The organism is Streptomyces sp. NPDC037242 (assembly GCF_055604165.1).
Genome location: NZ_JBVJUY010000053.1, coordinates 19,808 through 31,536, shown reverse-complemented (window position 1 = coordinate 31,536; position 11,729 = coordinate 19,808). Strand labels below are relative to the sequence as shown.

Here is an 11,729-nt window from a genome sequence, read left to right as displayed (position 1 = left end):
CCACCCCCCCGCCCCCCCCCCCCCCCCCCCCCCCCCCCCCCCCCCCCCCCCCCCCCCCCCCCCCCCCCCCCCCCAGGGTGAGCCGTCCTGATCGTGTCTTATACAGGTGTGGGAGGCGGGGCAGCCAAACTGCCTGGTCCACCGGCCGCTGCGTTGACTGCCGGCTCCGCGGGCGGGCCGAGCTGTTCAGCCGAGCATCCGCGTCCGGATGGGCCGCCAGCACATGGCGTGCCGGATCGCATCGGTGGTGGACAGCTCCGGTGCCCACCGAAGCAGGCCGTGGGCCCTGGTGTTGTCCACGGCGAAGCCTCCGACGTCCCCGGGGCGGGCCGGTGCCTCGCGGATCTCGAGGATGTGCCCGGTGGCTTCCTGGAACGCCGCGACGAGCTCCCGGACAGTGGTCCCGGATCCGGTCGACAGGTTCACGACCTGGAAGGGGCACTTGCGGGTGATCTCGTCGAACCGCCTGAGCGCGGCTACATGCGCTCGGGCGAGGTCCCAGACGTGGATGTAGTCGCGCAGGCCCGACCCGTCGCGCGTGGGGTAGTCGGTCCCGGTGACGGTGAACGGCTCGCCGTCCTCGGCTGCGGTGATCATCCGGCCCAGGAGGTGGGTCGGCTTGTCGGTCTGCAGGCCGGTGCGCAGCTGCGGGTCGGTGCCGAGCGGGTTGGCGTAGCGCAGGGCGATCGTGGCCAGGGGGGTGGCGGCGGACACGTCGCTGAGGAGGGTCTCGCAGACGGCCTTGGTCTGGGCGTAGGGGCTTGAGGGCGCCAGGGTGTCGTCTTCGTGCGCGGTGGTGCAGGAGTTGCCGTAGACGGATGCGGAGGAGGCGAAGAGCAGTCGGGTGCAGCCGTGGTGGAGCAGGCGTTCGGCCAGGGCGATCGTGCCGGTGACGTTCTCGCGGTAGTAGCTGAGCGGGTCGGTCGTGGACTGCGGCACCGTGCTCAGGGCGGCGCAGTGGATCACGGTGTGGATGTCGGGGTGGGCCCTCCAGATGTGGTCGATCAGGTCGCCGTCCGCGATGTCGCCGCGGTAGGCCGTCCGGTCGGCCAGGTACTCGGGGCGTCCGGTGGCCAGGTTGTCCAGGATGAGGGGGGTGATCCCCGCATCGAGGCATGCGGAGGCGATGGTCGAGCCGATGTAGCCGGCCCCGCCGGTGATCAGAACCTTCATGCCCCGGTCTCCTCGCGGTAGTCGCCGGCGCAGCGGAAGCCGGTCTGGAAGTTGCTGTACAGGGGGTCTCCGGCGAGGCGCTCGGCGGTGCGGCACTGGTAGCGGAAGTTCATCCAGCTGCCGCCCCGGGCGACGCGGTAGAGGCCGGCGATGCAGTCGTAGACGTCGCCGTAGGTGCGGTCCGGGTCATACGGCCCGTACACCGTGGCGGTCCACTCCAGGGCGTTGCCGGCCATGTCCAGGACCCCGAAGGGTGAGGCGCCGCGGGAGAAGAGGCCGACGGGGGTGGTCGAGGGCAACGTCGTGGACTGGTCGGCGCGGTGGCGCAGCCACCAGGTCCGCCAGCCGCCGCTGGCGGTGATCGGTCCACGGTTCCAATACTCGGCGCTATTGCAGGCGTCCGCGTCGAAGGCGTCGCCCCACGGCCATTCGTAGCCCTGCGGGCCGCGCGCCGCGTACTCCCATTCTGTCTCGGTGGGCAGGCGCAGCCCCGCCCAGTCGGCGTACGCGTCAGCGTCCGTCGCGCACAGGTGCACCGCCGGGTGGTCAGGCATGTCCCGCCAGCACGGTCCGATCGTCCCCGCCGGGTAGCGCCAGGATGCTCCTTGCGTCTCCTGCCAGAACTGCTCCCCGTAGACGAGGCCGAAACCCCGCTCCTCGGCGTGGGTACGAAACCCGGTCGCCTCGGCGAAGGCCGCGTACTGGGCGTTGGTGACCAGGGTCCGCATGATCCCGAACGCTGCGACGGCGATCGTGCTCCGGGGTGCCTCGTCCTCGAACCAGGCGCGGGGCAGGTGCTGCTCGCTGGCGATCCGGTTCAGCTGCTCCTCTGTGGTGCCGCGGCGCAGGAGGCCGTCGGGCACCATCGTCATGGCCCCGGTCGTGGGCGCCGGCATGTCAGCCCCCCGCCATGGCGGGGATGACCAGGACCGTGTCCTGCTCGTGGACTGTCACCGTCTCGGCCGCCGCCGCGCGTACCAGCTCACCGTCCAGGCAGAGGGTCACCCAGCTCGCCACGGACCCGGCGGCGGTGAAGATCCGTTTGCGGACAGCCGGGTGCTGGTCGGCGAGGGCGTCCAGCGCCTCAAGGACGGTCGTCGCCGTGACCAGGACCGTCTTGAGTCCGTCGGTCTCTGTCGTCCATGCGTGGGGAACCTGCACGTGCGGCATGCGCTCACTCTCCAATCGAAGTAGGGCACAGCCACAGTCCGGCCGGCCGGGCAGTGGGGAGAAGGCCTTCGGGGTTGTCGCCGATTGCCGACCGGTTGCCTCCCGTTGCCTTGCACCGGCGGACGTCTTCCCGTCCGCAGGGGTGCCGCCGGAGAATGGGGGCTCTGGTTTCTGGGAGGTAGAGCGCCCGTGGCCACAGCCACCGTCACCGCTGTTCAGGTCCATCCGCTCACCACGCTGATGGCCCGGCACAGTCTGACCGCAGCCGGCTACCTCAAGCGGGTGGCGGACCGGCACCAGGCCCTCGGCTTCGGCGCTATGGCCACGCGCAAGGAGAAGGCCACCCGCTGGACACGGGAGGGCGTCACCCCGGAGAGGACCGCTCTGCTGGCCATCGCCAGCCTCCACGGCATCGACTCGGCCGACGTCGACCGCTACGGCTGGCCGGGGTTCCTGCTCCTCGCCATCGACGACGACCGCACCGTTTTGGAATCACCCTGGACCGCGGCGGGTACGGTCATGACACTGACGGACGTGGGAGGGCCCATGCAGGACCGCCGCGGCTTCCTGATCGTCTCCACCAGCACGCTGGCCGCAGCCATCGCGCAGTGGATCACCGCCGAGCCCGCCCTCGCTGTCGGCGACGGAAGCCGCAGGGTCGGCGCCGAGGCAGCCGGGCTCTTCGACATGCGCCTCGACGCCCTGCGCCACCTCGACGACACCGTCGGCGCCGGCCAGGTCTACGACGCCGCCGTCCTCGAGCTCCGCCTGATCACCGGCCTCCTCAAGAACGCCTCCTACACCCAGGCCACCGGCCGTCGCCTCTTCGCCAGCGCAGCTGAAGCCTCACGCCTGGCCGGCTGGTGCGCCTACGACGAAGGCCGGCACGCGGCCGCCGAGAGGCATTTCGTCGCCTCCCTGCGCGCCAGCGGCTCCGCCCAGGACACCACCCTGGGCACAATCACCCTCGCCTTCTGGGCCAACCTCCGCTACAGCTCAGGAGACCCCCGCAGCGCCCTGCACCTCATCGACGGCGCACTCGCCGAGCACCGCAAGCTCTCCTCGCCCCGGGTCCGGGCGATGCTCCACGCCCGGGCCGCCCGCGCCCACTCCAAGGCGGGCGAGCCCGTCCAGGCCTGGCGCCACATCGACGACGCCTTCACCGCCTACGGCAAGGCCGACGCCCCCGAGGCCGACCTCGCATCGATGTACTGGATCACCCACGGCGAACTCCACCAGGTCGCAGCGAGCTCCGCTCTGAGCCTCGGCGAACCGCAGCGGGCTCTGGAGCACTTCACAGCCGCCCTCACACACGAGGACCCGTACGACACCGACCGCGAAACCCGCGGCACAGTCATCTACCAAGTCCGCCAGGCCGAGGCCCACCTCGCCCTCGGCGAGGTCGACGCCGCACTCGACCTCGGACACCAGATCATCGACACGATGGGCGGCGTCGACTCCGCCCGCACCACCCACACCCTCGAAGACCTCCGCAGCCAACTCAACGAGCACCGTCACGTTCCCGCCGTAGCCGACTTCCTCAACTACGCAGCCTGATCCGACCCAGGCATACCGAGACCGGTGCCCCGGGCCCGATCAGAGCTCCCGTCCCGCCGTCGGCACTCGTGGCCACGCGGACGGCGCGGAGGTCGGGGCGGGCTGCGGGGGCAGTGGCTGGTCCCGCTGTCCTCGCAGGGCGACCACGCGGGCGTCCGCCTCGCGGGCGTGCCGGACGGGCGCTGCCGATCGCATCTCCTCCCAGAGTGCGGCCTCCTGGTGGAGGGCCTCCGAGCCCTCGCGGTGTCGTGCGGCCGCCGTCCTCTGGGCGGTCGCGTCCGTGGGCAGTCGGCGTACGTCCTCGGCGGTCCGTGTGTCGAGGCGAGCGGCCAGTACAGGGACGCGCTGGCGCAGCTGTTCCATGTAGGCGTCCATCGCCGGAACGTCCCCGGGCGGGATCGCGGTCCCGCCGGGCGCGAGCAGCGAGAGGTGCGAGTAGGCGGTCAGGTTCTGCCGGGCCTCGTGCAGGGCCCGGGATGCACGCTGGGTCTCCGCGGGGGTCTCCGCGTGCTGCTGGCGGTGTTGCGTGGTCAGCGCCAGGGTCCCCTTGCGGCTGGTGCCGGACAGCCGCAGAGCGATCCGCCCCTTGTGTGCGGACTGCTCGATCCGCTCCAGGATCTGGCTCAGCGAGCCGGCCTGCTGCGCCGCCGCGCCCACGTGTCGGACCGGGCCAGGACGTCGTACGCCTCGGCGGCGAAGGCCCCGCCCGGGGTGGCGGGCGCGTTCAGCCTGCTCTGCTGCTCGGCGGCTTGGAGGTCGTACCGCGCGGCCAGTTCCCCGGCGCGGTGCGCCGCGGCGGCTTCCTCGGCCGCTCGGGAAGCCAGCTGCTGTTCCGGTAGGTGCCCGTACGGGCGCTGGTGCCAGGGCGTGTAGGCGGGCTCTTCCCTCGCGACGGTCTGGGCGGCGGCCGGGAGGCGGGTGAGCTCGTCGGTGACCATCGTGTCGTCGCCGTCGGCTTGCAGGATGCGTCCGGGGGACGGCGGTCTATTGCCCGTTGGTTTCTGGGGCGCAGAACTGTTCGAGGAGCAGGGGTGTGCCGAGTGCGGTGCTGGTGAGTTTGCGGTGGGCGGATTCGAGGGTGCGTACGGCGGCGGGGAGGCCTGCGGGGGGTGCGGTGGTGCCGGTGCGGGGGCGGCCGGGGGTGGTGGTGATCCAGAGTTGGTGGACGTTGCCGCCGTGGAGGGTTTTGAGGTGTCCGGCGGTGAGGGCTTGGTGGGTGGTGTGCCAGCGGGTGAGGGCGTTGTGGCTGATGGGGTCGAGGGGGTACCACTCGTTGTTTGCGCGGGCGCGGGGCAGGGGGCGGTCGAGTTCGAGGTCTTCGAGGCGCATGGGGTGCAGGGCGGTGATGCCGTGGCCGGTGCAGACGGCGAGGGCGATGAGGGCGACGGAGCGTTCCCAGGTGGGTTGGAGCATGGCGGTGGGTTGGTGGGCGCTGAGCAGGCGCAGGGTGCGGTGGGCTTCGGTGGGGGTGAGGCGGTCGGCGAAGTGGGGGCGTGGGGGTGTGAGGTGCAGGGGGGTGCCGTAGTGGTGGGAGAAGGCGTTGAGGGTGCTGACTCTGGCGGCCATGGAGTTGGTGCTGGCGGGGGTGTGGGGGCCGGCGGGGCCGGGTCTGCGGCGGGTGGCGCCGCGTTGGGCGGCGGCGAGCCAGGTGTCGATGTTCGTCTCGTCGAGGAGGTCTGTCGTGTTCAGCCGGCTCTCGTCGGTCTGCTGCAGGGAGGCGAGGTGGGTGATGTATTCCTCGAGGAAGACGCGGCGCTGGCGGCGGGTGGCCTCGCTGGCGAGGGTGGCGAGGAACTTGTCCTTGGCCGTGGTGGCGCGCAGAGGAGCGGGGCTGGGGTCGGGCACGGAAGACGGCCTCCGGGGCGAGGGTTCGAGGATCGTCCCCATTCAATAACAGCAAACAGCTGCAGGCCACCGAACCCCCGTCTTCCAGCCGGCCCATCGTGTCGGCTCGTGTCGAACCGAATCGGAACGTGCAGAATCAGTACGCACAATGCGGACTCCGGCCTCCCCGGCACACCCTTCCCCAAGCCCGGTGGACCTCTTCAGGGTAAGAGTCTCGCTCTTTGCTGTTATTTCATGCCGAGATGCTGAAGGCGATCCTGGTGCGGCTGCTCCGCTGTCCTTGTCCCCGAGACATCGGCGCCGGTAGACCTTCGGAGGGCACCTACAGTCATGATCAGGCTGAATCATCGCGGAGAACTGGTGACAGTTGGATACACGAGCCCACCAGTACAACGCCGGTACCGCCGGATGCCCGGCCGTACCGTAAGGAGGAGTCAGATGATCAGGAAGGGGGGAACGTGAACAAGGAACAGTTCTCGTCGATGGCAGGCGAGTTCATGCGGGCGAGCCTCGACTCGTGGCGAGCGGGGAACCGGGCCTTCGCGGTGCTGCACGCGGGAGTGGGATGCGAGCACATCCTCAAGGCGCTGCTGTGCCATCACGACCCGCTGCTCATCTCCGAGAAAGGCGACCGCGCGCACCGCTTCCATGCCCTCGGGTTCGGAGGCGCCCCGGGTGTGAAGCCCCTCAGCGAGGCACGGACGATCGGGGTCGTCGAGGCGTTCAAGGACGTGTCGGTCTTCATGGGCAAGCGGATGCCGGTCAAGGAACAGGAATTCCGGCCGATCGCCGACTCCCGCAACGGAGTCGCCCACTACGCACACTACGACGACCAGGTCGCCGGCGAGGTCGTCGCCCTCGGCGTGAAGGTCGTCGAGGCGGTGCGCGCCGAGCTCGGCGTCGACTCCGCCGCGTTCTGGGGGGAGTACTCGAACGTCTTCGGCGACCTGGTCAAGGTCGCCGTGCTGCCCACTCCCGTCGACGAGCCCGACCGGCCCGGGATCGAGACCGTTGCCGAGGAGCTCGTACTCGTCGAGCAGGAGGCGGCGCGCGTCGCGGTCGGCATCGGTGCGACGTCGGCCACCCGGGTCGCCCATCTGCGGTCCGGGCTCCGGTCGGCCACACGGCAGAAGGAGGTCGCCGACGCTGCACTGCAGGCGGCGCTGTGGACCGCCCTGCACTCCGCCGGGGCACGGGCGCAGCGCGTCGCGGTCGAGCTGCTGGAGTCGTACGGGGCGCTGCCTTTTCCGTCGCGGCCTGACTCCTTCCATCTCTCCCCGGAGGCGGAGCGGCAGGCGCGCGAAGTCCTCTCCGTGAAGACGATGTTCGCCTCTGCCGTGGTCGCGGGGTTCCATGCCGCCTGCATCGAGCAGCCCGAGCTGAACATGGACGGGCTCGTACGGTCCATCCTTGGCGCCGGGTGGGCCGACCCGGAGACCCCGGAGGGGAGCGATCATCTGTGGTGTCGCTCCTGCTCTGCCTGCGGCTCGCGCGGCAGCGTGTACGGGCAGCAGCGCCCCACAGATTGTCTCTGCCTTGTGCCGGAGGACTACTGCGAGCATGAGAATCGGACGGTTGATTTCGGGTACCCGGAGGCGTTTATCTGTCCCGTCTGCTCCCTGACGCTGACTCATCTTGAGGAGCTCGAAGCGGCTGGCATTGACTACGGCGGGGAACCCGTGGAGTAGCAGCGGGCTCGCCTGCGAGCACTGGACGGCCGCCGGAGCGCGTTCGGGCACCTGGCCTCCAAGCTAGTCCGCCCAGATGTCGGTGCTCTGCGGCATGATGGCCGCCGTGAAAACCGAGATACTGGTAGACGTCTGGCAGCGCCTTCTCGCCGACCCTCGCAAGTCCTGGGTGCTGTTCGAACAGGGCACTTGTGTCGTGCTGACCGCTCCGGATGGAGAGCTGGCTGAACAAGCCACTGAGATCCTGAAAAAGTTCGGCCCGACTCATGCCGGATCTTCAGCAGGCGACTTTGGGGTGATCAACCTCAAGGACGCCGAAGGATGGGTCGTCACCGGACACCACAACGACGTCCTTACCTACGTCGGCCCGGATGAGCCTCGAGATCATTCGGAGATCACTGTCGGGCTGTTCGGACGTTCCAAGCGCCACCGGGACGGCACCGAACTCCACGTCATCCACGTGGAGGACAAACGAAGCTCAGCGGAACCAGCGTAGGCATCTGCGCTTCACTGTCGACGGTGGGGTGGCGCCTGCGAGTCAGGGCCACTGTCACGCCGTCAGGAGACGACCAAGGCTGCCCAGGTAGTCGGCGGAGACATTGCAGGCGCTCGGCCAGGGTGTCCCGGCCGAGCGCCTGTGTGTTCGGGGTACTGCCTATCCGATGGTGCGGGCGGTGCCCCAGTCGTCTTCTTCGACGCGCCAGCCGTTGATGAGGGCTGCGTTGCCTCCGTTGAAGAGGTAGAGGGTTCCGTCGTTGCGGGTGGCGTAGATGTCGGGGATTCCGTCGCCGTTGACGTCGGGGGTGCCGCGCAGGAGTGGCAGGGTGGCGCGGTCCCAGCCGGTGGTGGCGTAGGTGATGTCCTTGCCGCCGTTGGATGCCGCTTCCGTGCCGATGGAGTTGAGGTCGAGTCCGCCGCCTGCGGCGGCCTTGCCGTTGCGCAGGGCGAGGCCGCGGCTGGGCATGGAGTCGTCGCGGAAGATCAGGTCCGCGACTCCGTCGCCGGAGACGTCGCGAACGCCCACGATGTCCCGCTTACCCCAGCCGGAGCCGCCGATCTGCTTGGCGCTGGTGATGCTGGCTCCGCTGTAGCCGGTGAGGGCCCAGAAGGTGTCGCCGCCGTCGGCTAGAGCGAAGAGGTCTTCCATCCCGTCGCCGGTGACGTCCTGGACGACGACGATCTGGCTGAACGTCGCCGGGTTGGGGGCGCCTTCCGGGAGGAGGATCTCCATGCGCCGGCTGATGTCGAAGCGGCCGTTCCCGTCGCCTTGGTAGACGTACAGCTTGCCGTCGGGCATGCGGGCGATGAGGTCGGTGATGCCGTCGCCGGGAAACCAGTCCGTGGAGTGGCTGATGAGAGCGGGCTTGCCGCTCGCCGCGTCCTTCCAGTAGCCGGAGGGCGCGGCCTTGCCTGCGTCGGTGGCGGCGGGCATCCAGGCGTCGACGTCGCCGTCCTTGTCGCCGGGGTAGACGCGCAGGTCGCCTGCGCCGTCGACGGCGAGGAGGTCGGCCTTGCCGTCACCCGTCACGTCACCCGGACCGTCGGCGCCCGGCCTGGGCCGGACGTAGAACGTGTAGATGTACGGGTTGGATATGTTGCCGGCCTGGTTGACGATGCGGACGTAGAACATGTTCGGTCCGGCGTTGTCGGGGCTGACATCGACGGTTACGGTGTCCGATCCCGCCGGGGGGACGGCCTTCTTGTCGTAGATGGGGTGGTTGAGGCTCCACTGGAACTCGCGGATGTCCTCGGGCTTGGTGCCGCCGGCGATGACGGTGATCTTGCCGGGGCTCAGGGTGTTCTTGCTCCACTCGGCGCCATCGGGTCCGGGGACGGGGAAGTCTTCGGAGCGGATGGTCGGCGGGGTGGGCTGGGTGTGGTCGATGGTGAACGAACACGGTTTGTCGGTCCCGGCCGGGCCTGTCCCCGATATCGCACCGTCGTGGTCGCTGGCCGTGGCCGTCCAGGAGTACGTGGTGTTCGCGGTGAACGACTCCCAGGGGATGCCGGTTCTGGCGACGCCGTAGCTGTCGGGCCATATCCACTGGTCGAAGACGACGGCCCCGTCCGAGGCGCGCCAGACCTTGATCTGGATCTGCTTGAGGTTCCCGTCGCCATCGACGCCCTGGACCTCGAACATGACGTCCGACTTGCCGACCTTCCTGAACGGGCCGTCGATCGTGCAGACACCGCCCGGGACGGTGTCCATGCCGGCCTGGGTCGGCTCGTCGGGGGCCTTGTTGTACTCGACATCGATGTACGGGGCGCTCTCACCGTTGGCGAGGAACTTCTTCCAGAAGTTCGCGTTGCCCTCGTTCTCGGCGCGCAGACCCAGAGTGAGGTTCTGCCAGGCGCCGCGGGCCCCGTTTTCGACGGTGCCCTTGATGTCGAGGGCGACCCAGTTGTCAGGGCAGGAGCTGTCGTGTCCGTGTCCCGTGTAACCGCTGGCTATGCGGTTGCCCCAGAAGGAGTCGTTGTTCGTGCTCCTCCATGTGGTGTCGCTGTAGATCATCGGGGTGTGATAGACGTCAAAAGTGGTTGCGGTGCAACCCCATGAGTACGTCTGCAAAGCCCGGAGCCTGGCGGATCGGATGGCAGTGCCGTGGAGCTGGTTGCCGAAGTCGAACATGAATACTGAACGGGACGTGCCGTACGTGGTGGTCTCGTATCCGACGCGCGCTTCGGGAGTTCCGCTGTCGCTGTTGAAGTTCTGTCCGTTGTAGAAGCTGGTGGTCTCTGCCGTCTTGTAGAGCAGGGTCCAGCTCTGCTTGTGGCCCTTGAAGGAAGGGTCGATGAACACCGGATAGACCGTGTCGCCGTCATTCAGCAGCCGACTGTTCGGCGTGAGAGTCAAAATGCCCTCGGCCGTGAGCGCGGCTCCGGCCGGCTCGGCGTGCGCGCCTTCCGCGCCGGCGAGACCGGTCAGGGCGAGCGTGGGGCGTTCGGCCGCACCCGGGCCCGGGGCAGGGGCGGGTTCGCCCTCGGTGGTGGCGACCTTGCCGGCCGAGTCCCACATGTACGGAGTGGGCGAACCCGCGACTTCCTCGCCCTTGGCGTTACGGGCGCTGACCGCGCGCGAAGCCTCGTCCAGGTGGAAGGTCAGGTCCGGGGAGCTGAGCCGGTAGTTCAACTGGCCGAGCATCGGATCCGAGGCGGCCTTCTTGTCCTTGACGATCAGCAGGTGCGAGTAGCCACCCTCCTGCGCCGTCATCAGCAGGTCGATACCGGGGCGGACGTTCTCGTACAGGGCGCGCGGACCGGCGATGAACGGTTCGGGCAGGGGGCCGGGCCAGCTCACCACCATCTCGTGCCCGTCGGTGGTCAGCCGTACCAGATCAGTCCAGGCAGGGACCGGCGTATCCGCCTTCACGGCAGGCAGGGCCAGAGCTGTCCGCGTCACTCCACGCGAGGCACGCCCACCGCCGTCGGCGGCCTCCTGCTTGGAACCACCGCTGAAAACGACACGCCCGTTGACCGCTTTGGGCGCGAACCCGCCCTCCACCCGCTCCAGGGTGGTGTCGATCGGCTTCCACCGATCACCCACCTTGGCGCGCACCGCGGCCGAGGACACCCGCAGCTTGAACACACCATCGGGCTTCGCCCACGTCGTGGTGTTCGCAGTGCGCTCGGCCGTGACCTCGACCTCTTTGCCGCTCTCCCTGGCCAGCCGACGCGCATCCGTGGCGGTGACCGGTACCTCTGGCTTCTCAGCCTCGGCCTCGGCCGGCTTGGCATCCGGTGCACCCTGTGGCTCAGAAAGCTGCATACCGACCGGCACAGCCACGGCTATGGCGAGCAGTGCGGCAAGGCCGCCCAGAGTCCGCCGGCGCTGGAACCAGCGTGACCGCGGCGCGTCAACTTCCTTCTCCGCAAGACCTATTGGTGGATTCTCATCCGCGGATTCGCTGACAGACACGATTGCACTTCTCCCCCCTCGGGCGCACGGTTTCGCAGCCCTCGGTACCCATAACTCGAAATGATTCGGCCACTGGCCTGAACGGGAAAGGCCCGCTCCCCACTCGCCTTTCACGCAAAGGACACGCCAGGCCGAGCATGAACCATCCCTCTGACATCGTCACCCCCCATATCACCCCACTCGCCGCCCATTTCCACCCGATTTGCATCGATTGCCCCGGCATATGCGTGCGGTAAAGTGACAAAGCCCACACCGCTTATCGGATGGTGGATTTTTCTCTGCGAACGCCCACACAATCAGTTGGCTAATTGTCAGTTTCCTGCCGCCCATGTGCCGTAGCCGTGGCGGCAGCGCGTGGGGGGGTCCACATGTCGCCGTTC

General features: G+C 69.0%; 10 protein-coding genes. 3 read left to right on the top strand and 7 right to left on the bottom strand.

Annotation, left to right across the window (positions count from 1 at the left end; translation table 11 throughout):
* Positions 1-186: 186 nt before the first annotated feature.
* From galE to ACZ7GJ_RS37005, 3 genes are read right to left on the bottom strand one after another with little or no spacing between them, the layout of a single operon-like run.
* Positions 187-1,173, bottom strand: coding sequence for a UDP-glucose 4-epimerase GalE (gene galE / locus ACZ7GJ_RS37015; protein WP_470758242.1), 987 nt, complete (start codon positions 1,171-1,173; stop codon positions 187-189).
* Complete coding sequence (locus tag ACZ7GJ_RS37010; RefSeq protein WP_470758240.1) at positions 1,170-2,069, bottom strand: formylglycine-generating enzyme family protein; 900 nt, start codon at positions 2,067-2,069, stop codon at positions 1,170-1,172. The genes galE and ACZ7GJ_RS37010 overlap by 4 nt, the downstream gene beginning before the upstream one ends.
* Position 2,070: 1 nt before the next feature.
* Positions 2,071-2,343, bottom strand: a complete 273-nt coding sequence (locus ACZ7GJ_RS37005; RefSeq protein WP_470758238.1) for a MoaD/ThiS family protein — start codon at positions 2,341-2,343, stop codon at positions 2,071-2,073.
* Between the two features lie 189 nt (positions 2,344-2,532).
* On the opposite strand from ACZ7GJ_RS37005, the gene ACZ7GJ_RS37000 reads away from it, so the two are divergent.
* Positions 2,533-3,900, top strand: a complete 1,368-nt coding sequence (locus ACZ7GJ_RS37000) for a transcriptional regulator (protein ID WP_470758236.1) — start codon at positions 2,533-2,535, stop codon at positions 3,898-3,900.
* 39 nt (positions 3,901-3,939) lie between these two features.
* On the opposite strand, the gene ACZ7GJ_RS36995 is transcribed toward ACZ7GJ_RS37000, so the two are convergent.
* From ACZ7GJ_RS36995 to ACZ7GJ_RS36985, 3 genes are read right to left on the bottom strand one after another with little or no spacing between them, the layout of a single operon-like run.
* Positions 3,940-4,557 (bottom strand): hypothetical protein, encoded by a 618-nt coding sequence (locus ACZ7GJ_RS36995; protein WP_470758234.1) that lies wholly within the window; start codon positions 4,555-4,557, stop codon positions 3,940-3,942.
* Entirely contained in the window at positions 4,524-4,838 is a 315-nt protein-coding gene (locus ACZ7GJ_RS36990) for a hypothetical protein (RefSeq protein WP_470758233.1), read from the bottom strand. Before ACZ7GJ_RS36990 ends, ACZ7GJ_RS36995 begins: the two co-directional genes overlap by 34 nt.
* 46 nt (positions 4,839-4,884) lie before the next feature.
* A complete protein-coding gene (locus ACZ7GJ_RS36985) occupies positions 4,885-5,745 on the bottom strand; it encodes a hypothetical protein (protein WP_470758232.1) in 861 nt (286 codons plus the stop codon).
* A 458-nt stretch (positions 5,746-6,203) separates the two neighbouring features.
* Between ACZ7GJ_RS36985 and ACZ7GJ_RS36980 the strand changes: the two genes are divergently transcribed.
* Positions 6,204-7,433, top strand: a complete 1,230-nt coding sequence (locus ACZ7GJ_RS36980) for a hypothetical protein (protein WP_470758230.1) — start codon at positions 6,204-6,206, stop codon at positions 7,431-7,433.
* A gap of 94 nt (positions 7,434-7,527) precedes the next feature.
* The gene (locus tag ACZ7GJ_RS36975) at positions 7,528-7,929 is read left to right on the top strand and encodes a hypothetical protein (RefSeq protein WP_470758244.1); all 402 of its coding nucleotides are present in this window, start codon (positions 7,528-7,530) and stop codon (positions 7,927-7,929) included.
* A 159-nt stretch (positions 7,930-8,088) separates the two neighbouring features.
* Here ACZ7GJ_RS36975 and ACZ7GJ_RS36970 read toward each other — a convergent pair whose 3' ends face one another.
* Entirely contained in the window at positions 8,089-11,199 is a 3,111-nt protein-coding gene (locus ACZ7GJ_RS36970; RefSeq protein ID WP_470758228.1) for a DNRLRE domain-containing protein, read from the bottom strand.
* Between the last annotated feature and the right edge of the window lie 530 nt (positions 11,200-11,729).

Coding starts and splice junctions, on each gene's coding strand:
- ACZ7GJ_RS36975 (WP_470758244.1), top strand. CDS start 7,528: ATGATGGCCGCCGTGAAAACCGAGATACTGGTAGACGTCTGGCAGCGC.
- ACZ7GJ_RS36970 (WP_470758228.1), bottom strand. CDS start 11,199: ATGCAGCTTTCTGAGCCACAGGGTGCACCGGATGCCAAGCCGGCCGAG.
- galE (WP_470758242.1), bottom strand. CDS start 1,173: ATGAAGGTTCTGATCACCGGCGGGGCCGGCTACATCGGCTCGACCATC.
- ACZ7GJ_RS36990 (WP_470758233.1), bottom strand. CDS start 4,838: ATGGTCACCGACGAGCTCACCCGCCTCCCGGCCGCCGCCCAGACCGTC.
- ACZ7GJ_RS37005 (WP_470758238.1), bottom strand. CDS start 2,343: ATGCCGCACGTGCAGGTTCCCCACGCATGGACGACAGAGACCGACGGA.
- ACZ7GJ_RS37010 (WP_470758240.1), bottom strand. CDS start 2,069: ATGCCGGCGCCCACGACCGGGGCCATGACGATGGTGCCCGACGGCCTC.